We start from the raw sequence: 21,840 nt of genomic DNA, 5'->3' as shown, positions 1-21,840 counted from the left end.
AAGCGACCTGGTAGAAGCCGATACCACTTAGGCACCAATTTTAGTGACTTTGAAAGATGCTCATCTCGTGGCGGACAACTTCTGAGGTTTTTCTTTTGATACGGGTCTATCCATAAGCTCCTGCCCTTTTTTCTGTGCTGCTATGAGGGCCTGCAAGTCTTGATGAACCTGTTGAAGCTGCTCTTCTGTCTTTTTACCGCCTTCGCGTGCTTCTTTGAGTGTAATCCACGAAAGATAAGCAGAAACTAACAAACTGGCGGCGGCGATAAACGTTGCAATGAAAGTCGCGCGTCCAGATTTCTTGTTATTTACAACATAGTCTGTCTGCAGTGTGACGGCCGTGTCGTTTAGCGATTTAATAATTTGGGCGCTCTCGATTAGCAACGTCCGTGTTTCCCTGTGGTGCTCCAAAATCTCTTCGAGAGTGCCATTTGTTTGAGCGAAAGCACTACGAGGGGCGGCCGGCAGGTCACGGATTTTGACCGATCCATGCGCGGTTGAACGCATACCGTCAATAGTGCGTCCAAGGTTCTCAGAAACAGCCTCGTTGATCTTTAACGCTGCCAAACTCGACGCGGGGAGGACTTGCCCAAGGAATCGGCTCGCCATACCTTTAAAGTGCGTCTCCTTGTCTTTCCCGTAATGACGATATGCATTTACAAGAAAGTCCATGTTCGACTCATTAGGCTTCTTCTCGAGCTTCCCAAGAGTTTGGGACTTGAGCATGTAGCGACGGTGCTCGACAAATTTTTTGCAAAATGTGTCCAGTTCTTCCCAGGTCACGGAACCAACTTCCTCTTCGGTGAGAGCGTCACCCTTAGCATGTTTATCAAGCTTCTCGTCGCCAGTTCGCTTCCGTGCAGAGAAGGAAAACAGTTTCGAAGCGAATGAAAAGCTATCTAAATCGTTGCGGCGCAGTTCTTCATCAATCTCTTTTTGCTGCTCCTTGTCAGGCGTGGTGCAGCGAAGTTTTCCAAGACTTTGAGTATCAAGGTCGAAATTCTGAAGGGCAGCGAGTTCTCTAATGTCCATATGAGCCAAAAGCGACTGGTTTTTCCGAGGAAATTTTATCCCGGCATGGGTGGCCGTTGGAGATCGTTGCACACTTGAAAACCGGCTTGTGCAAGAGACGAAACGTACGGTATACGAAGGTTCAGAGATCTATGAAGATCTCACTTAACGCGTTACGCTCATTGGAAAATCGGCGACTGCGTTGGAAAATGTGGATAACTTACTTATCCACAGGCAGCAAGTGCCTGATTTGGAAGGGGAAATGGGGTGGCTGACGGGACTCGAACCCGCGACAACAGGAATCACAATCCTGGACTCTACCAACTGAGCTACAGCCACCAATGGAACTGCTTGCTTGAAGTGACATCAAGCAAGCCCGCCATTATACAAACTTCACTTCAAACTGGCAAATCCAATTGCGCCTCTTCCATCATTGCGCAAACTAACGGCCTTTCCGGCGCAGAACCGCGCGCGCTTCGCCGCGTCTAATGTTGATAAATTGTCTTTCCGGAGATGCCATGATTACCAGAATACTTGCAGTCGCTCTTGCCATGATCCTGGCCGGATGCGCCACCGCGCCGAACGGCGACAACCCGAGTCAGGGCGCCAACAGCGTCTACAACGATCCGACCTATCCCGGCGCCGGCGCCCGTATCGGCATAGGCGGCGGCACGTGGGGCGGTCGTAGTGGTGGTGGCATCGGTATTGGCCTGGGCTGGTGAACGCCATGACACGCCTGTTGCTGCCACTGGCCCTTCTTGTCACACTCAGCGCTTGCATGATCACCCGCGACGGTGCCCAGGTCAGCCAGCCACCGCCTGCGGTCCAGGGCTCCAATGATGTACAGGGTAATCCCCTGTCTACACCGGGAGCTGGCATGGGCGTCGGTTCCGGGAACCCCGCGGGGCCCGGCCCGAGCGGTCTTGGCGGCTCATCCAGGAAGTAAATTTCCGACCCCTTGCCTAGCGTTCCGGCTCGGTTGACGGGTAGATCGTACAGGTTGCCGCTAAGGCGCCGGGACGAATCATGCCCGAACGCATGCGACTGCCGTTCCCACAGGAAGTGCGGCGGCATCCCGGCGACAAACAGTGCCGGCAAGGCGGGCACTTATCACTTTCGCCATAGTCACACAAGTTCAGCTAAAGGCAACACGCCGGGCAAACTTGAAGAGGCAGGAGTACGACTATGGGAAATACACTGGTACGCGTTTACGATCATTTAGCCGAAGCAGAACAGGTACGTCAGCAACTATTGGGCAAAGGTTTTCCGGAATCCAGCGTTCATCTCAGCGCTACAGGAGATGAGGCGGGCGCCGTACAAGGCAACTTTGTTGTTGACCGGAAGGAAGACATGAATCCGGACAGCATGAGTTTTCTGGATAGGTTGCATGGCACCGATTCCGATGGAGGAGATAACATCAGCCGCCGGCCGGATACCAGCGCGCCGCAGGAAGCAGTCTACCGAGGCAACATCGTCCTGACCGTCGATGCTGAAACCGACGAGCAGGAAAACCAGGCAACCACCATTCTGAACCGCTCCGGCGCCGTGGACGTCGATGAACTGGTCTACCGCAGGAACCGCGAAGGCTGACTATGGCTTGCTGCGGCTCACCGTAACTGGCTCGGCGCTTATCGAAGGGTAAGCGATACGCTTTACCAGCCTGTTGCCTTACTCCATGTCTGCAAGGAGTGGCCATCGATGACGTGATAGGCATCGTAAGGCGCGACCGTCATGCATGCATGGTTTGGCAATACACGAAGGCGCGCGCCGACAGGAAATCGTTCAAAGTCCGGTACGCCGTTGACGCTTTTGACAAAGCCATGTTCCTGGTGCGCATCGGCGACATACATACCAGGAAGAGGACGACCGTCCAGGTCGCAGACAAGGCCATAGCCGACATGGTCATGAAACTCGCTGGCGCTCACGTCCTTGGAAAGCGCCAAGGCGCCGGCATCGATCAGCAAATGCCCTGCCTCGCGATGATGACCGATCACGGTTGCCAGCACACTCACCGCGATATCGTCGATGTCGCAGACACCCAGTGCGGCCTGTGCCAAATCAAAGAATACGTACACGCCGGGTCGGATTTCAGTGACGCCGTCTAGCGGGATGTCGGTCAGTGCCGTCGGTGTAGAACCAATGCTTACAGTAGGGCAGTCATGGCCAGCCGCGCGCAAGCGTTGCGCGGCCAGAACCGCAGCGTCGCGTTCAGCGATAGCGATCGCGGTCCTCGAGGCTGTATCGTTGGCATGATAAGAATGTCCGGCATGCGTAAGCACACCATCAAGCACCAGGTTGGGAGCGGATGCAATATGCTCGGCAATGGCGAGCAACTGTTCGCCTTGCGGTGAGACGCCGGCACGATGTCCGCCGCAATCGATCTCGATCAGCACCGGCATCTTATACCGCGAAGGCCGCTCGGCGAGCGCCGTAACGGCTTCCACAGAATCAAGCACGATACGAATCCGGGCACCCTGCCCGACCAGGCTTTCTATACGCTCCATCTTTCCCGGAACGATACCGACCGCGTAAGTCAGGTCGCGGTAACCGGCATCAAAGAAATACTGCAACTCCGCCAGCGTGGACACGGTAATCCCGCCACCCTGGCCTGCGGTTGCCAGCGCGGCGACTTCCGCGCATTTGGCGGTCTTGAGATGCGGCCGCAACTGCACCCCTGCCTGGCGTGCACGCGCGTTCATCCGTGTACAGTTGGCTTGCAAACGTTGCTTGTCCAGCAGCACCGCAGGCGTCGAAAGTCCGGAAAGTAACTGAGGAAGGTCCATGGATAGGCTCGTTGAACAAAGAAGGATGACACCTGCATCACAAGCACATGGCAAGTACATTGCAGGCACCTTGCATGGCGATGCTAGCATGACTTCGCTGCATCCGCGGCACGGCATCGCACTACAACGCTGTGCTACGCTATGCCCCTTCCCCGATGCCTGAAAATGCCTCCGCTTTTTGCATGAATATCAAAAAATCCATCTATGATCGCGGCCTCGGCGCCTATCTGGCGCTAGCGTTTTCTCTCATGACGGTCGTCCTCACCCTGATACTGGTGGAAGTGATCGGCGTATTCGCTACCCAGCAAGTGAAGTCGAATATAGGAAACGGGCTGGCGGAACTGGCATTGCAGACTTCGGACAAGCTGGACCGTGGCATGTACGAACGTTTCCGCGAAGTGCGCCTGATGTCGCTGCGCAGCGACCTGACATCAAGTCAGGTGGACGTAGCCGAGAAACGCCAGGTACTCGATGAACGGCAGCAAACCTACGGCTACTATGCATGGATCGGGCTCACCGATATCAACGGGAAGGTGCTTGTATCGACCCGGAAGATGCTGGAAGGCGCGGATGTATCGCAACGGCCATGGTTTCGCAATGCGCTGCAAGGCAAGAACGTCGGCGATGTGCATGAAGCCGTCCTGCTGGCCAAGCTGCTTCCCGACACAAACAATGAACCGAAGCGCTTTGTCGACGTGGCCTTTCCCTATGCCAACAGGGATGGCCAACCGCTCGGCGTGCTCGGCGTGCATCTTTCCTGGCAATGGGCACGCGAAGTCGAACAATCCATCATGCAGCCGCTTGCCACGCGCCGCCAGGTGGAAGCCCTCATCGTCAATGATAGCGGCACGATCTTACTCGGGCCGACGAGCTTGCGTGATACGCAGATCAGCATGGAGCCGTATGGGATAGCGAGCGATCTGAGCAGTGGTTTCCGGGTATTGAAATGGAGTGATGGTCGTGAATACCTGGTAGGGTTTAGCAAGAGTCAAGGCTACGCTGATTATCCGGGTCTCGGGTGGACTGTACTGGTCCGGCAAAACATTGATGATGCGTACGCGCCGGTCAAGCGCATACAGCGCAGGGTGCTGTGGAGCGGTATCGCACTGGCGTTACTGTTTTCACTCCTCGGCTGGGTAGTGGCGCGCCGTATCGCCCAACCGATGCGCGCGCTGGCGGATTCCGCGCAAAAGGTGCAGCTGCGCGAAGCTACCGAAATAGCAGTGCTTGATGCGAGCTATTCCGAAGTGCATCAGTTGACGGCCTCGCTGAATGCACTGGTCGACAATCTGCTGCACAAGGAAGCGGCGCTGAAGGAACTGAATCAGTCACTGGAACAGCGTGTCCAGCAGCGCACGCGGGAACTTGAAGACGCGCTCGCCAGCGTGCGGGCCAACGAGGCGCGTATACGCACCATCATCGAAACGGCGCAGGATGCCTTTGTCGGTGTTGACCTGAATGGCAGTATCACCGACTGGAACTCCCGGGCAGAACAGATGTTCGGCTGGACGAGCAAAGAAGCGATTGGCCGTCCCCTGATACAACTGGTGGTACCGGAACGTTTTCGAAACAGCTATGCCGGCGCGATGAATATTTTCCATCGCACCGGCGAAATCAATCTGCTCAACCAGCGGCTTGAACGGCTCGTGGTCAATCGCGATGGCAAGGAATTTCCGGTCGAGGTGACGATCGGTCTGGCAGGCGAAAAGGACACCGCTTTCTTCAGCGCCTTCCTGCATGACATTTCCGAGCGCAAGAAGGTCGAGCAAATGAAAAATGAGTTCATCTCGACCGTATCCCATGAATTGCGCACGCCACTGACGGCGATCCGGGCATCGCTGTCCATGCTGGTCGACGGCATGGCGGGCGAGTTACCGGCTGATGTGCAGGGTTTGCTCGACATTTCCTACAAGAGCTGCGAGCGCCTGGTACGCCTGGTCAATGACGTGCTCGACATTGAAAAGATCGAGTCGGGAAACATGGAATTCCATATCCGCAAGCAGCCCTTGCTGCCAGTGGTGCGACACGCCATGGAAACCATCGATGCCTATGCCAGGCAATATCGCGTGAATGTGCAACTCGATGCAGATATCGAGATGGACGTGCCGGTCGACCACGACAGAATGATCCAGGTCCTGCACAACTTGTTATCCAACGCCATCAAGTTCTCGCCGCCGGAAGCAACCGTGCAATTACTGATCAGGCAGATGAATGACCGTGTTCGGCTGTCCGTCATCGACCATGGTGCCGGCATTCCTGCCAAGTTCCGCAATCGCATCTTCCAGAAATTCGCACAGGCGGATTCGACCGATTCACGTCAGAAAGGCGGCACGGGGCTGGGACTCAGCATATGCAAGAGCATCGTCGAAGAGCATGGCGGGACGATCAGTTTCGAGAGCGAAGCGGGACAAGGAACCGTGTTCCATGTCGACCTGCCGATGGCGGTATAAGAAAAAGCATGCGCATGCCGGGTCGCTCGTTTACCGACTGCTTTCCGGCCCACCCCGGATCGTTCGGCGCGATCGCGCCGCTATTTCAGTTCATGCAGTGCCATGCCGGCAAATCCGGACCACGCCGAGAAATCACTTTCCAGCGTGGGCAGCAGATCCAGCATGCGGTCCGGATTACGATGAAACGTCGTCGCCGACCCGTCAATCACGCTACTCGATAGGAACCGAAACCCTCTCCCCGCCGGCAACGACTGCGGCTGCTTGAACAACACCAGGACCGGCGTCTGTTTCATCAGCTCCGTCTCTCCTAGTTGCAGCAGCCACAACTCCCCTGTGGACGATTTGCCATAACGGCGCTGCACTTCAGCTTCGATCGGCCCGGCTTCCAGCGCAATCCGTACCCGCTTGCCATACTTCGATGCCCAATCAAGGAAGGGTATGCCAAAGCGCAGTATCTGACGTTCATCGGTCCGGTAATCCATTACCGTCAGACCGGCGGCAAATGGTGCAACACCAGCCAGCAATTCGCTCTTGTCGGCCCACCAGAACGGCACAACGAACTCCAGCGGCATTCCCGATGCGACCTTGTTCAGTGTGCGGGCAAGTTCAAGGTAGCGACGATCCAGTTCGGCTGCAGCGGTCTCATAGCCGTCGATCAGGTAATGTTCGACATCGAGCTGCATGCCACGTAAGCGGGCGTCAGCGGCTACCGCATTGTTGTAGGAGACATAAGCACGCACACGTGCGGCCGCCGCAGGATGCTCTGACGGCAATACCATGCGCGGATCACCGTCGACGCTCCACACCTCGACACCTTCACGTCCCGCTGCCTGTGTGAAACTGGCCAGCCGCACCGGATCGGTTACCGCACCATTCGTTACCGGCACGGAAATGAAAAGTGTCTTGATCCCATGCGTGCGGGCATGCGTCAGCACAGCTTCGCTGCGCTGCTGCCAGTCAGCCGGCTTCCAGACCCAGGTCGAACGCCCCGTTGCCACCGTCGGCCCCGCGCGCGGGATCAGTTGCATGACATCGATCTCCAGTTCGGCCTTGTCGCGAGGGCAGGCAATGGAAAACGATTGCCATTTCTCCCGTTCAAATCCAGAGTCCGGCACGGCAAAACCTGATGACTGCCGCGACGGTGTGGCATTGAACTGCCCCAGCGTGGTTGCCGTACCCTTCGCCGCGGCATGGGCGTCCTGCACCTGCACTTCATAACGGCCAGTGCCTTTTGCTGACACCAGCAGTTCCGCACGCGCCCGGCTCATTGTCCAGGGTGCACTGAGAATGACGCCGGCGGGCTTGTTTCCGGCACGGCAATCCAGGTACAAGCGACCGTTGGCCTTGCGCGCCTGTATGCGCTCCTCGACACCGAAGGTGCGCACGCTCATTCCGGCGAGCAGGTTCTCACGCAGGGGCATGAGAGTGAGTCCGGGCTTCGCTGGCGCAGCGGTACCGCTGACGCTGCTGATCGTGAAACGCCCTTCCCGTTCCGGGCCCTGCAACAACACGGTGTCGCCGAGGCCGGAAGCCATGTCGGACGATATCGGCCGTACCGCGACAATCTCTTCGATGCCGACCGGGAGGGTCACGCTACGGCAACCGGGCGCAGCCGAGGCAGTCACGGACAAGTGCATGACCTTGCCGTCCGGCAGGCGCACCGTATTGGCATGCGCGTTCTGCGTCGCCTGCGCATCGGCGGGGCAAAGCTGAAGAACGGCTGCTTCAGAACTGCTCATAAGCGACAATCCAGGCAGCGTGGCAAGCAGAACCAGGACAAGACGGATCAGGCGCATGGGTTACAGCCATCCTGTGCAGCATCGCTCACTTCCTTTGCCAGGATCCCTTGCGCGTCATCGCGCCCCAGCTTGCTTCTTTTTGACGGGCCCAGCGCCATAATCCGACCAATCGCCAGTAACTGTTCAACTGGCGATACCCGAAGTTTTCGAGAATCACGATCAATCCCAGCCATGCAAGATGACGTCCTTTCGGATAGATATGAAACGACAGTTCTTCCAGCAGTATTCCCGACGCGGACAACAGGATGCCCAGTCCAATAGCGACAAACAGGAATACTGCCGCGGCTTCCCACGACACCCAGCCAAACACATAGGCAAGCGCCATGAAGATGTACCCGCCCAGTTCCATCAACGGCCCCAGCCATTCGAACAGCACCATGAAGGGAAACGCAATCCAGCCCGGCGTGCCGCCGTTGCGGTTGAACATGAGACCCCAGTTCGCGGACAGGCTCTCGGACAATCCGCGCTGCCAGCGTATGCGCTGGTTTTTCAGCGTCTGAAAATCCTCGGGCGCTTCAGTCCAGCAAACCGGGTCAGGCACGAATTCGATTCGATAACGCTGCTTGCGTTCACGCAGGATGCGGTGCATCCGCACGACAAGTTCCATGTCTTCCCCGATGGTCTTGGGCTTGTAGCCGCCGGCCATGATCACCGTATCCTTGCGGAACACGCCAAAGGCACCGGAAATGATCAGCATGCCATTGATGGTCGACCAGCCAAGCCGCCCGAACAGAAAGGCGCGCAGGTATTCAACCACCTGAAACAGCGCCCAGATATTATTGGGCAAGCCAACACCGGTGAGGAAGCCGCCCTTGACATCGCAGCCATTGGCGACGCGTACGGTGCCGCCGGTTGCCACCATATCGGGATCGTGGAGAAACGGTTTGACGACGCGCTGCAGGCTGTCGCGTTGCAGGATGGAGTCGGCATCCACACCGCAGAAAAGCGGATAGCGGGATGCATTGATGCCGGCATTGAGCGAATCGGCCTTGCCGCCGTTGACCTTGTCGATCACGCGCAGGTTGGGATAACGCCTGGAACGATAGATCCCGTTGATCGGCTTGGTCTCGATCTGCACACGATAGGCTTCCGGGAAAGGCAACAGCGAAAATTCCTCCTTCAGCACCTCCAACGTCCCGTCTTTGGAGCCGTCGTTGATGACGATGATTTCCAGTTCGGAATATTGAAGCTGCAACATCGAGCGGACCGACGCGGCGATGGTCGCCTCCTCGTTGTATGCAGGCACCAGCAGGCTGATCGGCGGTTCCAGTCCGGAATAGACCTGCGGCAAATTGTCGAGGATCTTTTCCTGCCCCTTGCGGCGCAAGGTCAGGATGGACATCAGGTTAAGCAGGAGATAACCGCAGTTCAGCAGGATGAAATAACAGATCACGAACCAGGTGATGAACGAGACAACGAGCTGGTGAGTGGTCATGCCGGCTCCTTTTCCGCAATGACCTGGGCCAGCATGTCGGCGGCGTAGCGGTCGGTGATGGAAGCCCGTAGGGAGTCGATTTCCGCAGACCGCAGAAAAGGCAATGCAACCAGGGCCTGGGCGGCACGGTAGCGCACCCACCATTGTGTATCGCCAAGCATGCCCATCAGCACGTCGATATCGGCGCGCTCGCCGATGCGGCCCAAGGCCTTGGCGACTTGCACACGCACCCGCCAGTCGTCATGTCCAGCGTAGATACGGATGTCCGGGAGCACGGCAGGTGTGAACGCTATGCGCAAGGCCGAAACCAATACATCCACCGAAGGATGACGGAGCATGGCTGCCAGCATCGCCGGCGGCAATTCGATACGTAGCGCTTCAGCCACATGCAAGGCACGCGGCAGACGCTCGGCGGGCAGGCCGGCAATATTGGTGACCAGGATATCGGCGCAGGCATCGCGTGCCCCCTCAAGTATCGCGACCACCTGCGACAGCGCCCAGTCGTTGCGCTCAATAAAAGCGCGCGTCATGGATTCAGCTGCTGTACGCGGGTCGACCTGCACCATCGCCCACAAGGCATGCAGTGATGTCGTACTGTCCCTTGCCGAGGCCTGGCGCAACAACTGCGGCCAGGCCGTCTTGTCGCGCAAGTGCCCGAGCGCCAGGATGGCGAGCAGGCGTTCGGCACGGTTGCGGCTGTTGACGAGATCGCGGGCGAGGCTGTCGCATTGCAGGCGGTAGCCCACCTCATTGAGCGCCTCGCTGGCCTGTCCGCGCACCGACTGATGCAGGTGAACCCAGTATTTGAAAAACATCAGGCGTTCGCTCTTGCGCAAGCGCGGCAGCGTGCCGGGCATGTCACCGACAACTGCGGCGTTCAGGATCGGACGCCATTTTGCAATCGTGGCTTGCTCGCGTCGCTCCCGCCTGCGCAGGGCCATGCGTAGATTGACGACTTCGCCGGCCAGGAGCAGCGTCAGTGCCAGTGCACCAAGCCCGGTCCAGAACGCGACGATCAATATCGGATCAGAAAGCGTATTGAACACCGAGCGTCATTCCGTTGCGAACGTAGAAATCCCCCTGTCGGGTGGAGCCGATGCCGTAATTGAGCGCCCATTCGCGGTTCAGCCAGTGCCGTCCCACGACGGCAGCGGAACGCAGATCGGTCAGCGTCACAGCATTGCCGATATTGGCTGCTTCCTTGCCGCCGGCGAGGATCACGCCGATTGTATTTTTATCGCCATAGTAATAGCTGGCTCGCACTTCGGCACTGTTGGCGTTGGTACCGAAAGCATGCGCGGGTCGCCAAGCAACTGCCCAGCTGAAGTTGGAAAAATAATGTTCCAGCATCAGCAGCGCCTGGTTGACGCGCACCGTATCGTAGCGGGTAGTCTTGACACCGCCGTGCACCAGCCATGCGGGGGCAAATTCGTATTGCAGTGTGGTGCCAAATGCGTTGCGTGCCAGCACTCGATGGGTGGAACTCGCGTTGGCCTCCAGCGAACCGGTCAGTTCCCTGGACAAAGGGGCGACATACAAGGCGCTGAGCTGCCGGTCCCGCAGGTCGAAACGCTCGGTGCGGGCGACTGCCAGCTCGAATGCGTGGCGCGGTGCCAGCGTATAGTTTAGTCGGACCCCGGTCTCGTTCCAGCCGGGAGAGCCATTATTGAGATGTTCATGATTGAACAGCATGCCGGCGGTTCCGGATGGAGCTGGGCCAGCGGCCGATGCCGCGGACATCACGGATGCCGCACTCACCATGCCGATGCACAGTGAGAGAACGACAAGGCGCGTCATTTATTATCTTTCAGGAAACGCCGGATACGCGCCAGCAGTTCATTTGGCTGGAAAGGCTTGACGATATAGTCGTTGGCGCCGGCATCCAGCGCACGCACGATATCCTGCTCCATGGTCTTGGCAGTCAGCATCAGGATGGGAAGCGTTTCCCAGCCAGGCTGTGCCCGGGTGATGCGTACCAGTTCAAAGCCGTCGATGTAGGGCAGCATGACGTCGAACAGCGCCATGCGGGGAGGAATACCGCCGCCCTCGATTGCAGTGCGGGCAGCCAGCCCGTCGGTGAATAAATTAACCTGATAGCCCTGGCGTTCGAGCATGAACTTGAGAACCTGGCCGATATGCTCGTCGTCTTCGACGACAAGGACGGTGCTGGATGCCTGATCTGTTGACATAGGGAAGCTAATAACGCAAACCGTGCCATCTTACCGAAGAATGCCTCGGCACGGCTTGCGTAGATCGGACTATGGACGATCAAATAACGAGCAGACAGGTGCAAGCAAGCTTGAAACGTGATCCACACCTGGTTTCGAAGGAGGTTTTATTAGCCGCGCTTGATTAGCCGTGCCTTGACTTTTACGCAACGGACAGCGGACCGGCAGTTCACTTCTTTTCTTCCTCGGCTTCCTTCTCTTCATCGATCGCGAGATTGAAGCCGGAAGCTTCTTCCCGCTGACCGCGCGTGGCGCGCAGCTTGATCTGCAGGCGCAGCTCGTTGGCCGAATCAGCATTGCGAATCGCCTCGTCGTAACCGATGTGGCCGGCGTTGTACAGATCGAACAGCGCCTGATCAAAGGTGCACATGCCGAGTTCGCGCGACTTGCCCATGATTTCCTTGATACCCTGGAACTGCCCTTTCAGGATCTGCTCTGCAATGGTCGGCGTGTTGAGCAGTATCTCGATGGCGGCCCGGCGGCCCTTGCCGTCCTCGGTACGCACCAGACGCTGCGAAATGATCGCGCGCAGGTTTGACGACAAGTCCCCAAGCAGCTGGTTGCGCCGTTCTTCCGGGAAGAAGTTGATGATGCGGTCAATGGTCTGGTTGGCATTGTTTGCATGCAGGGTACCGAGGCAAAGGTGCCCCGTTTCCGCAAAGGCGATGGCATGTTCCATCGTTTCGGTGTCACGAATTTCGCCGATCAGAATCACATCTGGCGCCTGCCGCAAGGTATTTTTCAAGGCATGGTGCCAGGACAGCGTGTCGACGCCGACTTCGCGATGCGTGATCAGGCAGGATTTGTTTTTATGGACGTACTCGACCGGGTCCTCGACCGTAATGATATGGCCGGAAGAGCTGGCATTGCGATGATCGATCATCGCCGCCAGCGTGGTTGATTTGCCGGAACCGGTACCGCCCACGACCAGCACCAGCCCGCGCTTGGTCATGATCACATCCTTCAAGACTTCGGGCAGCTGCAGCTTTTCAAAGTTGGGGATCTCGGCGGCGATCGTGCGAATCACCATGCCTGTCTGTTGCTGCTGCACGAAGACATTGACCCGGAAGCGGCAGACATTTGGCAGGGAAATCGCGAAGTTACATTCCAGCTCGGTCTCGAATTCATTGCGCTGTTTATCATTCATCAGACTTAGCGCAAGCTTCTTTGTAATATCACCGGTAAGCTTTTGCTGGCTCAGCGGTTTCATGGCGCCCTGATGCTTCATGCTCGGTGGGAAGTCTGCGGAAATGAACAGATCCGAGCCTCCCTGCTGATGCATTACCTTGAGCAGTTGATGCATGTAGTTACGCGCTTCGTCAGGGCCGAAGGTAGACATAAGTGCAGCCTTTCAATGCGGTGTGATTATCTGATTCAACAATTATGTTTCCTGGTGGCCATACTCGCAAGGAGTTTGTCCCGCGTTCTGTCCGACCGCGAGGCAACAAAGTCACATGCATAGGGCAACAGGTTGCAAGAATTACATGGCTTATGTACAAAAATAATGGTGCCATTTTTACATTCCGGTCGTTCAGAAAGGCAAAGCATGTTCTTTTTTCCGGTTTGCCCGGTGATCGCTGTGTTTGCTCAAATGTCCACACCATGGCACACCGTTTGCTGAGTCAAGCGGTGGACATCAAGGCGCCGGAGGCCGATGCTGTCTGCACCGTTGTAACGAATGATCACCGGGCTTGTGTCCTACAAGCTTCGGTATCGACGGTGCAGCCGGAATCGCAAGCTTGTGTCTCTCGTTTTTGTTGCGTTCCCCGCAGACATCCCCTGCGGGCCTGGCACGGTGACTGAGTTTTCTTTCATCGTCTTTCAAATCTGGTCAAACCTCGTCAAGGAGCGATTCATGGAAACTAATCCCACTACTTCAACAACCGGCAACGGTAGCGACAAGGCGTCGGCAACGATGCAATCAATGAAGGGCTCGATGAATGAAATCAAGGGCACTACCCAAAAATCGGCTGCATCGCTGCGCAGCGATCTTTCTAACCTAAAAAGCGATCTGGACTCCCTGGTCAACCGTTCAGCCAGCCTTTCCGATGATGAACTGACACAGGCCCATGCACAACTGATGGCGAAATTCAGCTCGGTACGTTACGCCGCCAAGGGCATCGCCAACCAGGCAAGCCAGCAACTCAATCGCGGTATGGAAACCACCACCGAATATGTAAAGGACAAACCGATGCAGTCAGTAGCCGTTGCCGTAGGCACCGGCCTGCTGCTCGGTCTACTGTTCAAACGTCGCTGATCGGTACCGCCGCGCTCCCTGGTTAGCCACAGCGCGGCCATTCATATCGCCGATGATTCTGGAGCCTACAGCCGCGCTTCGGAATCACTGGTATCCGATCGATTTTTGCGACCACCTGAAAGGACGACCGCGATGTTTGCAGCCCTTCAAAAATCCAAACAGCTTTACCTGATCACGCTTGATCGCATCGGGGATTACATGGACCTGTTGCGGGTGGAAATGAAGATCCGCGAACAGCAGCTTGCAATCCGCATCGCGGGCTTTACCGTCGCCCTGTTGTTTGCGCTGCTGGCAACCGTCTTCCTCGGACTGGCCATCATCATCAGCTTCTGGGACAGCGACTATCGCGCGTTGGCGGCCTGGTTCGTCGTCCTCCTGTATGGCGGCATCGCCGGCGCTGCAGTGGCGGTTTGCATGAAACAGTTCAAGTCACCATCATCGCTGACCAGCACCATCCGTGGTGAGTTGCAGCGTGATATCGATGTCATCAAGGGGAGCATATGAGCATACAGTCACTTGAAGCGGAAAGACAGGCAATCCTCGAGCGGATGCGCATGCGGCGCGAGAACTATCGCCGCATGCTGACTGATGGCGATGAGCTTGGCCAAATACCCGTCGGCCAGGCCATCCAGGTCGATCATAGCTTTGCACATAGCTACACGCCCGCATTGCGTCCCGTGGCGGCGCATCAAACGGTGCCTGATGTTTTTCCACGCAGCACTGTTGTACGTACACTGATGCAACATCCGATGTACATTGCCCTCGGGGTCGCGGTCATTCTTGCGATTGGCCCGAAACGCATCATGCGCACGGCCGTGACCGGTGCCACCGCCATGGCAACTTTGACCGCGCGCAACGAATCGAACGCAGACCTTGTTGGTCGACTCATAACAATGGCAGGGGCGTACTTGCAAGGCCATAGCAATTCCCAGTCGCAGTAGTGTTGCAGGGGAGCATGCTGAACGGGTTGAGCATGATCATTGCAGCGTTTTAGAAAACCCGTCTTTTTATTAACCTGAAAGGAAAAAATCATGAAAAAAATTATCTCCGTACTGAGCATCCTGATGGTCACTATCGGCCTGTCCGCTTGTAACACTATGTCTGGCTTCGGCAAAGACGTTGAGCGCGGCGGCGAGAAAGTTCAAGGCGCTGCTGAAAAGAACAAATAAGCCAGTCCTGGCTGTGAGGTAAAGGGCAGGGTCGGCCACCATCGGGCCGGTCCTGCCTTTTGTGTTTCAGGGCGCCACCGCTTCGCGTCTGTGGCGGCAATGAGACGCAATGAATAAGCAATGACGCACTACGCGACCTTAACCTGCGTCGTAGTGCCTTATTTCATTTTGTTCCCGTTCCGGTGTTACCCTGCGCAGACCCGGATTCACCCGACGTTACTGGCCCTGCCGGTGCCTCGGCCACCTGTTGCGGCCATACCAACACGGCCTGCGTAAGATGTCGACTGCCCTTTCGCTTCGCATCCACCTTCACCTGGCGCTGCAGCGAATGACCAGCCGCATCGGCAGTCACACGATAGCTTCCGCTTTTCGGAAGGTCTACCAGCAGGATGGGCGAATCACAGCGTGCCTGCAGCAACGAAGCGCCGTTCGGTCCGCTGATCGTCACATTGACATCGGCGAGATAGGCACCGTCGCGCGCGGCGAAAGTCAGCATCAGGTCATAGCCTTTCGCCTCCTGCTTCATGAAATTGGTTTCTTCCTCGCCTATACCACCGCACAAGTATGTAATGTCATTGGTCACTACCGGTTTAAGACGGTCTGTCGGCGATGGCAGCGTGGCCGTGTCGACGCCGGCTTCGGAGTTGGTTGCGTTGGCGCCACCCGACGACAATTCACGACTCGGCTCGGGAATGCCTTGCGATGTAATACCTGCTGCCGATGATTCTTCTGCAGGCGCAGGGACCGACGGCGAACCAGTTGTCGCCTGCGCGAGCGCAAACACGGGAGTCGCAAGCCCGATCATCATCAAACCGCGCATTCTTTCTCTCATGAGGCACCTCCGATCATTGTTGTGGCTGTCCAGCGACATCAAAGCACCATCCATGCCGTGTTGAACACTACGCCGTATCAGGCATGCGGCAGGGAGCGAGCAAAGACTTGCCATCGGCGCTTGCCATCGCTGGAAACTTTTACATGCGACCGGTATCAGTAGCCAAGTACATGAACTACGTAGGCCGCTCTGTCACCAAGCGTAATCGCGCATCCATGGGCCTACTTTGACTGGCACCAAAAATGCTACGTGCTAAGAAGGAGTGCCTGTTCCCATGAGACAGCTTAACCACCAAGACAGCCCAGCACAATTTCCCGTGAGCCATGCAATTTTGCAGTTGCCGGTAAACATCCTGCCGCAACCGGACGAAACCACCTGTGGTCCCACGTGCCTGCACGCCCTGTATCGCTACTGGGGGGACGATGAACCCTTATCGGAAGTTATCGCGCGTACCGGCAGGCTGGAGCACGGCGGCACCTTTGCGGTTTTTCTTGCCTGCGACGCGCTGCGCAAGGGATACATGGCCAGCATCTATACGTACAACCTGACGGTGTTCGATCCGACCTGGTTTACCGAACCCGGCGTCGATATTGCAGATCGGCTTCGCAGCCAGCGTGAACACAAGATGGATTATCGCCTGCAGCATGCGACCAACGGTTACCTGGAATTTCTGAACCTGGGCGGGCGACTGCGCTTGTTTGACCTGTCGCGCTATCTGATACGCAATATCCTACTGCGCAGAATGCCCATCATTACCGGGCTTAGTTCCACTTTCCTATATCGCGCAGCACGAGAATTCGGGCCTGAAGATGAACCTGATGATGTCCGGGGCCTGCCATCGGGCCACTTTGTCATTATCGGGGGCTACGACAGCGAAAGGCGCAAGGTGCTGGTCGTCGATCCCTACCAGGCGAACCCGTATGACAGCAACCATGCCTACTGGTTAAGCGTGGATCGTGTTGTCAATGCTGTGCTGCTCGGCATTGTCACCCATGATGCCAACCTGCTGATCATTCACCCCAAGCGCAAGCCGCGACAGGAAACGTCATGAACATTCTTTTCGTTGTGAGTCGAGAGCAGGACTGGCCCAACGACATTCCGGGCGTCACAGTCATACCCGCCCAGACCTATCTGATGGATCCCGCCTACGGCGACACCCGTTCCACCAAAGTCTTCAATCTCTGTCGTACCTACCGTTATCAAAGCAAGGGATACTACGTATCCCTCCTGGCGGAAGCGCGCGGGCACCAGCCCCTGCCGGATGCAGAAGCGATGAAAGACCTGCATTCGGAGACGCTGGTGCAGGACGTGTCGGACAAGCTTGGCAACCTGATCGATTGCTCATTCTCACGGACGGAGGAAGAGATGGTCGATCTCAATATCTATTTTGGCCGCGATGCCGACGGAGCGCATCAGCATCTGTGCGAACAGTTATTCAAACTGCTGCGCACGCCGGTGCTGCATGCGCGCTTCGAGCGCGCCAACGATCGTTGGCATCTATGCAGCATTCATGCTGGAAGCATCTGCGATATTCCTCCGCATCACCATGATCTGGCAACACGTGCTGTGATCGAGCACCTGAAAGAACAAAAGATCCGGACCAGCACCGCGTCGCGCAAGCCTTCGCTGGCGATACTGCACGACCCGCAACGTACCGAGTCGCCATCGAACGAAGAAGCGATGCATAAATTCCTGGATGCGGCCTCGCTGCTTGGCATGGATGGCGAACTGATCACGCCGAAAGACATGCGCCGCCTGACGGACTTTGATGCGCTGTTCATTCGCGACACAACCAATGTCGATCACTACACCTATCAGGTTTCGCGGCAGGCCGCCGCCGCCGGCATGGTGGTAATCGACGATCCCGATTCCATCCTGCGCTGTACCAACAAGATTTATCTGAACGAACTGTTGACGCGCCACCATGTTCCGACCCCGAAAACACTGGTGGTTCATCAGGGTAATGTCGATCAGATTGTGTCGGCGCTAGGTTTGCCCTGCATACTGAAGCAACCGGATGGCGCTTTTTCACTGGGCGTGGTGAAGATCGAATCGGAACAGGACTTGCTGGTGAAAGTGAACGAACTGTTGCAACAATCCGAATTGGTGCTGGCGCAGGAATATCTGCCGACGGAGTTCGACTGGCGCATCGGTGTGCTGGACCAGCGCGTCCTCTTCGTCTGCAAGTACTACATGGCTCCCGGCCACTGGCAAATCATCAAGCATGAACATCACAATACCAGCGAAGGACGCACGGAAGCGCTATCGGTCGGCGAAGTGCCGGACGACGTCATAAAGATCGCCTTGCAAGCCGCCAACCTGATCGGTGACGGCTTCTATGGCGTGGACCTGAAACAGGTTGGATCGCAGTACTACGTCATCGAAATCAACGACAACCCCAACGTCGATGCCGGCAATGAAGATGCCGTGCTCGGCGATGCGCTGTACCGCGAGGTCATGGGAGTGTTTCGCAAGCGCATCGAATCCCGCAAAGGAAACTGCACGCTATGAATGACGACGAAGAGGGGGAGCCCCCGTTATTGCACGCCTTCATGGGCTATGGCATTGAACTGGAATATATGATCGTCGACCGCGACAGCCTGTCAGTGCTGCCCTGGTCGGACCGGCTGCTGCGCGATGCACCTGGCAGCGAAAACAATGAAATGCGGCGTGGCCGCATGGGCTGGTCCAACGAGCTGGTGATGCATGTCCTGGAGGTCAAGAACCTGCGCCCTACCGTGTCGCTGTCCATGTTGCCGGAAGCATTCGATACGGAAGTGCGCGAGATCAACCGTCTTCTTCAACCCATGAACGCCAGGCTGATGCCAACGGCGATGCATCCCTGGATGGACCCGGTGCGCGAAACGCACTTGTGGCCGCATGGCAACGAAGAAATTTATCGCGCCTACGACCGCATCTTCAATAGCAAGTCGCATGGGTGGGCCAATCTGCAAAGCATGCATATCAACCTGCCGTTTGCCAATGACGATGAGTTCGAGCGGCTGCATGCGGCGATACGCCTGGTGTTGCCAATCCTTCCGGCACTCGCGGCCAGTTCCCCGTTTGCCGATGGACGCGCTACCGGCATGGCGGATTACCGCATGCATGTGTACAGCAGCAATGCGAATGCGATTCCTTCCATCGCCGGCAACGTGATTCCCGAAACGATCACCAGCTGCGCGGCCTATGAACAGCGCATCCTTACGCCAATGTACCGGGATATTGCTCCTTACGACCCCGAGGGGGTGCTCCAAGAAGAATGGCTGAACTCGCGCGGCGCCATTGCGCGCTTCGACCGTAACGCCATCGAGATCAGGGTCATCGACACGCAGGAATGCCCGCGTGCCGATCTTGCAGTGGCAGCCGCCACTGTCGATCTGGTGCGGCGCCTGTATCGCGTGAGGCGGGAAGAACTGCTCGCGCAGCAAGAGATGTCCACCGCCGCACTGGCGGCCGTGCTGCATGCCTGCATACGCGATGCCGAGCAAACGGTAATCGACAACGCTGCCTACTTGCGGCTGCTGTCCTATCCGGGCCAGCGCTGTACGGCACAGGAACTGTGGTATCACCTGATCGGAAGGATGCTGGACGAAGACGATGCCCATGCCAAGCACTGGAGCGTCCCGCTGCAGACCATGCTCGAGCGTGGACCGCTGGCGCGCAGGATACTGCGGGCAGCCGGAGATGGATCGGCCAGACAACTCCACGCGGTCTACCGGGAACTGTGCGACTGCCTGCAAGAAGGGAGGATGTTTCTGGCATAACGATCAGTGTGATTTCAACTTCAGCGATTGCTGGGTCATCCCCGGCCTGCGATTACGTCAACCGTGACATCAACTTGAGCCGACCCGACTTCTATCTCATCACCTGCGAACATGGCGGCAATCGCATACCGTCCCGTTACCGCGACTTCTTTCGTGGTCGCGAAGAGGTATTGCGCACGCACCGCGGTTACGATCCGGGCGCGCTGCGCATGGCACATGACATGGCAAGAACGCTCGGGGCGCCGCTGGTCGCCACAACCGTCAGCCGCTTGCTGATCGACCTCAATCGCTCGATTGGCCACCCCCATGTGTACTCGGAAATGACGCGCGCCGCCGAGCCGGAATTGCGCGAAGAGATTGCCCGGCGCTATTACCAGCCTTACCGTACCAAGGCCGAAAGCCGCATCCGGCAAGCGATCGAGGGTGGCGCGCGGGTGGTGCATGTGTCCTGTCACAGCTTTACGCCAGAGATGAATGGGGAAGTACGCAATGCGGATATAGGGTTGCTGTACGACCCCGCGCGCGTTGGCGAGGCGGAGCTATGTCGGCGCTGGCGTCAAGAGATGCGCGACACCTTGGCGGAAATGAAAGTGCGAATGAACTATCCGTATAGCGGAACGGCGGATGGGTTTACCGTGCATCTGCGACGGAGGTTTGCGGCTGGGAGTTATGTGGGGATCGAGCTGGAGATGAATCAGAAGCACGTATTTGAACGTGGGCGGCATTGGCGAGACTTACGTGCCGGGGTGATTGGAGCGTTTGTGCGGGCTTTGGGTTTGTAGTGGGTTTGGGTATGTTGCTTTCTAGGTTGAGCAATTGCAGTCGGCTGATCGACCTTCATGCCCCCACCCTAGCCCTCCCCCTAAAAGGGGGAGGGAATGTTACGGCGCGTGTGCGTGTGGCCGCCGTCACTATTGATCGTATCAATCGGTCGCCCGGCCTACTCAGGATACGCGGTCGCCGTCCCGAAGTAAAACCACTCTCCCCCTGTTGCCGCCGCTTCCTTCGGCAATACAATGAACCCGTCTTCCGGCGCTACCAGCTTCTCGCCATTGGCATAGCGTGCAATCGCCTCGCCTTTGGCAACCGCATCGAAATGCCGCCACGGCTTGCAGAAGCTGGCCCCCTCATCCCGGTAAAACACGCTTTTCATGCGTACGCAACGCAGGTCGGCTACCGCTGCGGGTTGACCCAGGCCGGACGCTGCCGGGCAGGATGGTTCCAGCATGTCGAAGTGTGCCAACGCCATCAGGATCGCGCGGTAACCGACGTCGGCCGCGTCCGCATTCAAGTGCTGACCGCATTCCAGCGTCACAGCCAGTGCGCCGCGCGTGCGGGCATACTCGGTCGTGCCCTGCGATTCCTTGCTGTCGCCGCCACCGTACGCTTCCGCCCAGCCATAGACGAAATCCGACACGCCAAGCGACTTGGCATAAGCCAGTTCATCGGGATTTTTTCCACTCAGGAAAATGAAGGGCCCGCCCGGCGACGCGAAGGAATGCAGGTCGAGCAGCACGTCGGTCCGGTCGAGCAGGCCGCACACTATCGGGTCGAGATGATCTTCGTAGTGGACTTTTTCGTCCTTAGGATACAACTGGCGGTTCAGGTTGCGTTCAACGAAGCGGACGTTCTGTGCATAGGCTTTCGGATTCACGACTGGCATCAGCTGCAAGCTGCCACGACTTAGCGCGACGGTGCCGTCTTCCACGTCGCCAATCAAGCGGCGGATGGCTTCGGGGCCGCAGCGTTCATTGCCATGAACGGCGCCCAGTACGGTCAGTGCGGGCCCGGTTTCCAGTGCATGAAAGACAACGGTTTTGACGGTCATGGTTTTCCTTCCCTTGCTTGTTCGGTAATGTTGCCTTTGCCGGTTTGCTAGGATGCGACAGACCGGTGGCGGGTAAAAAGGCGCATTGTCGCATTCCTTGGCAACGCCCGTCCAACCATGCCGCTAGAGCGCTTTCACCCTGACCGTACCGACGATGCCGGATGCTTTGTCCGCGGCACGGCGTTGTCGCGGGGCCGCCGAGGCCTCCTTGCCATGGCTCGCCATGTCGCGTCGGCGCGCCTTGTTCCGCAGCCAAATCACCTCAGCCTCGTCTGGCCCGGTCA

The 21,840-nt window shown here is 57.4% G+C and carries 23 protein-coding genes and 1 tRNA gene; 12 read left to right on the top strand and 12 right to left on the bottom strand.

Annotated features, from left to right (window positions below):
• Nucleotides 1-60: 60 nt before the first annotated feature.
• Nucleotides 61-1,032, bottom strand: a complete 972-nt coding sequence (locus ACFQUU_RS08500) for a hypothetical protein (protein ID WP_382245477.1) — start codon at nt 1,030-1,032, stop codon at nt 61-63.
• Between the two features lie 242 nt (nt 1,033-1,274).
• Nucleotides 1,275-1,350, bottom strand: a tRNA-His gene (locus ACFQUU_RS08495).
• A gap of 179 nt (nt 1,351-1,529) precedes the next feature.
• Here ACFQUU_RS08495 and ACFQUU_RS08490 point away from each other — a divergent pair.
• From ACFQUU_RS08490 to ACFQUU_RS08480, 3 genes are all read left to right on the top strand, one after another.
• The gene (locus ACFQUU_RS08490; RefSeq protein ID WP_382245474.1) at nt 1,530-1,733 is read left to right on the top strand and encodes a hypothetical protein; all 204 of its coding nucleotides are present in this window, start codon (nt 1,530-1,532) and stop codon (nt 1,731-1,733) included.
• Nucleotides 1,734-1,738: 5 nt separating this feature from the next.
• The gene (locus ACFQUU_RS08485) at nt 1,739-1,957 is read left to right on the top strand and encodes a hypothetical protein (protein WP_382245471.1); all 219 of its coding nucleotides are present in this window, start codon (nt 1,739-1,741) and stop codon (nt 1,955-1,957) included.
• Nucleotides 1,958-2,196: 239 nt separating this feature from the next.
• Nucleotides 2,197-2,601: a hypothetical protein gene (locus ACFQUU_RS08480; RefSeq protein WP_382245468.1), complete on the top strand. Its 405-nt coding sequence runs from the start codon at nt 2,197-2,199 to the stop codon at nt 2,599-2,601.
• A 62-nt stretch (nt 2,602-2,663) separates the two neighbouring features.
• On the opposite strand, the gene ACFQUU_RS08475 is transcribed toward ACFQUU_RS08480, so the two are convergent.
• Nucleotides 2,664-3,794 carry an alanine racemase gene (locus tag ACFQUU_RS08475; RefSeq protein ID WP_382245465.1) on the bottom strand — a complete coding sequence of 377 codons (1,131 nt, stop codon included), beginning with the start codon at nt 3,792-3,794 and terminating at the stop codon, nt 2,664-2,666.
• Nucleotides 3,795-3,976: 182 nt separating this feature from the next.
• Between ACFQUU_RS08475 and ACFQUU_RS08470 the strand changes: the two genes are divergently transcribed.
• On the top strand, nt 3,977-6,244 hold the full coding sequence (locus ACFQUU_RS08470) for an ATP-binding protein (RefSeq protein WP_382245462.1): 2,268 nt from the start codon (nt 3,977-3,979) through the stop codon (nt 6,242-6,244).
• A gap of 80 nt (nt 6,245-6,324) precedes the next feature.
• Here ACFQUU_RS08470 and ACFQUU_RS08465 read toward each other — a convergent pair whose 3' ends face one another.
• From ACFQUU_RS08465 to ACFQUU_RS08440, 6 genes are all read right to left on the bottom strand, one after another.
• A complete protein-coding gene (locus tag ACFQUU_RS08465) occupies nt 6,325-7,983 on the bottom strand; it encodes a hypothetical protein (RefSeq protein WP_382245459.1) in 1,659 nt (552 codons plus the stop codon).
• 85 nt (nt 7,984-8,068) lie between these two features.
• Nucleotides 8,069-9,478 (bottom strand): glycosyltransferase, encoded by a 1,410-nt coding sequence (locus ACFQUU_RS08460; protein ID WP_382245456.1) that lies wholly within the window; start codon nt 9,476-9,478, stop codon nt 8,069-8,071.
• Nucleotides 9,475-10,524 carry a HEAT repeat domain-containing protein gene (locus tag ACFQUU_RS08455; RefSeq protein WP_382245453.1) on the bottom strand — a complete coding sequence of 350 codons (1,050 nt, stop codon included), beginning with the start codon at nt 10,522-10,524 and terminating at the stop codon, nt 9,475-9,477. Before ACFQUU_RS08455 ends, ACFQUU_RS08460 begins: the two co-directional genes overlap by 4 nt.
• The gene (locus ACFQUU_RS08450) at nt 10,505-11,275 is read right to left on the bottom strand and encodes a YaiO family outer membrane beta-barrel protein (RefSeq protein WP_382245450.1); all 771 of its coding nucleotides are present in this window, start codon (nt 11,273-11,275) and stop codon (nt 10,505-10,507) included. The genes ACFQUU_RS08455 and ACFQUU_RS08450 overlap by 20 nt, the downstream gene beginning before the upstream one ends.
• Nucleotides 11,272-11,667 (bottom strand): response regulator transcription factor, encoded by a 396-nt coding sequence (locus ACFQUU_RS08445; protein ID WP_382245447.1) that lies wholly within the window; start codon nt 11,665-11,667, stop codon nt 11,272-11,274. The genes ACFQUU_RS08450 and ACFQUU_RS08445 overlap by 4 nt, the downstream gene beginning before the upstream one ends.
• Nucleotides 11,668-11,875: 208 nt before the next feature.
• Nucleotides 11,876-13,045, bottom strand: coding sequence for a PilT/PilU family type 4a pilus ATPase (locus ACFQUU_RS08440; RefSeq protein ID WP_382245445.1), 1,170 nt, complete (start codon nt 13,043-13,045; stop codon nt 11,876-11,878).
• Nucleotides 13,046-13,561: 516 nt separating this feature from the next.
• On the opposite strand from ACFQUU_RS08440, the gene ACFQUU_RS08435 reads away from it, so the two are divergent.
• The 4 genes from ACFQUU_RS08435 to ACFQUU_RS08420 all read left to right on the top strand — a co-directional run bounded on the left by ACFQUU_RS08435 (nt 13,562) and on the right by ACFQUU_RS08420 (nt 15,132).
• Nucleotides 13,562-13,963, top strand: a complete 402-nt coding sequence (locus tag ACFQUU_RS08435) for a YqjD family protein (RefSeq protein WP_382245442.1) — start codon at nt 13,562-13,564, stop codon at nt 13,961-13,963.
• Between the two features lie 132 nt (nt 13,964-14,095).
• Nucleotides 14,096-14,467, top strand: a complete 372-nt coding sequence (locus tag ACFQUU_RS08430) for a phage holin family protein (RefSeq protein WP_382245439.1) — start codon at nt 14,096-14,098, stop codon at nt 14,465-14,467.
• Nucleotides 14,464-14,904 (top strand): hypothetical protein, encoded by a 441-nt coding sequence (locus tag ACFQUU_RS08425; RefSeq protein WP_382245436.1) that lies wholly within the window; start codon nt 14,464-14,466, stop codon nt 14,902-14,904. The genes ACFQUU_RS08430 and ACFQUU_RS08425 overlap by 4 nt, the downstream gene beginning before the upstream one ends.
• A 123-nt stretch (nt 14,905-15,027) precedes the next feature.
• Nucleotides 15,028-15,132 (top strand): entericidin A/B family lipoprotein, encoded by a 105-nt coding sequence (locus ACFQUU_RS08420; RefSeq protein WP_382245757.1) that lies wholly within the window; start codon nt 15,028-15,030, stop codon nt 15,130-15,132.
• A gap of 163 nt (nt 15,133-15,295) precedes the next feature.
• Here the strand turns inward: ACFQUU_RS08420 and ACFQUU_RS08415 are convergent, their stop codons facing one another.
• Entirely contained in the window at nt 15,296-15,964 is a 669-nt protein-coding gene (locus ACFQUU_RS08415) for a hypothetical protein (protein WP_382245433.1), read from the bottom strand.
• A 316-nt stretch (nt 15,965-16,280) separates the two neighbouring features.
• On the opposite strand from ACFQUU_RS08415, the gene ACFQUU_RS08410 reads away from it, so the two are divergent.
• The 4 genes from ACFQUU_RS08410 to ACFQUU_RS08395 are packed head-to-tail and all read left to right on the top strand — an operon-like array spanning nt 16,281 to nt 20,510.
• Nucleotides 16,281-17,015 carry a hypothetical protein gene (locus tag ACFQUU_RS08410; RefSeq protein ID WP_382245431.1) on the top strand — a complete coding sequence of 245 codons (735 nt, stop codon included), beginning with the start codon at nt 16,281-16,283 and terminating at the stop codon, nt 17,013-17,015.
• Nucleotides 17,012-18,475, top strand: a complete 1,464-nt coding sequence (locus ACFQUU_RS08405) for a RimK family protein (RefSeq protein WP_382245429.1) — start codon at nt 17,012-17,014, stop codon at nt 18,473-18,475. Before ACFQUU_RS08410 ends, ACFQUU_RS08405 begins: the two co-directional genes overlap by 4 nt.
• On the top strand, nt 18,472-19,728 hold the full coding sequence (locus ACFQUU_RS08400) for a glutamate-cysteine ligase family protein (RefSeq protein ID WP_382245426.1): 1,257 nt from the start codon (nt 18,472-18,474) through the stop codon (nt 19,726-19,728). Before ACFQUU_RS08405 ends, ACFQUU_RS08400 begins: the two co-directional genes overlap by 4 nt.
• Before the next feature lie 8 nt (nt 19,729-19,736).
• Nucleotides 19,737-20,510 (top strand): N-formylglutamate amidohydrolase, encoded by a 774-nt coding sequence (locus ACFQUU_RS08395; protein ID WP_382245423.1) that lies wholly within the window; start codon nt 19,737-19,739, stop codon nt 20,508-20,510.
• A 158-nt stretch (nt 20,511-20,668) separates the two neighbouring features.
• On the opposite strand, the gene ACFQUU_RS08390 is transcribed toward ACFQUU_RS08395, so the two are convergent.
• Together ACFQUU_RS08390 and ACFQUU_RS08385 are read right to left on the bottom strand one after the other, a co-directional pair.
• Entirely contained in the window at nt 20,669-21,556 is an 888-nt protein-coding gene (locus ACFQUU_RS08390) for a succinylglutamate desuccinylase/aspartoacylase family protein (RefSeq protein ID WP_382245420.1), read from the bottom strand.
• Between the two features lie 123 nt (nt 21,557-21,679).
• Nucleotides 21,680-21,817, bottom strand: a complete 138-nt coding sequence (locus ACFQUU_RS08385) for a hypothetical protein (RefSeq protein WP_382245418.1) — start codon at nt 21,815-21,817, stop codon at nt 21,680-21,682.
• Between the last annotated feature and the right edge of the window lie 23 nt (nt 21,818-21,840).

Origin of the sequence: Herbaspirillum sp. GCM10030257, from assembly GCF_042666555.1 — a bacterium.
Lineage (GTDB): Bacteria > Pseudomonadota > Gammaproteobacteria > Burkholderiales > Burkholderiaceae_D > Noviherbaspirillum.
The sequence above is the reverse complement of the archived record's forward strand: the minus strand, read 5'-3'. Positions and strand labels throughout refer to the sequence as shown.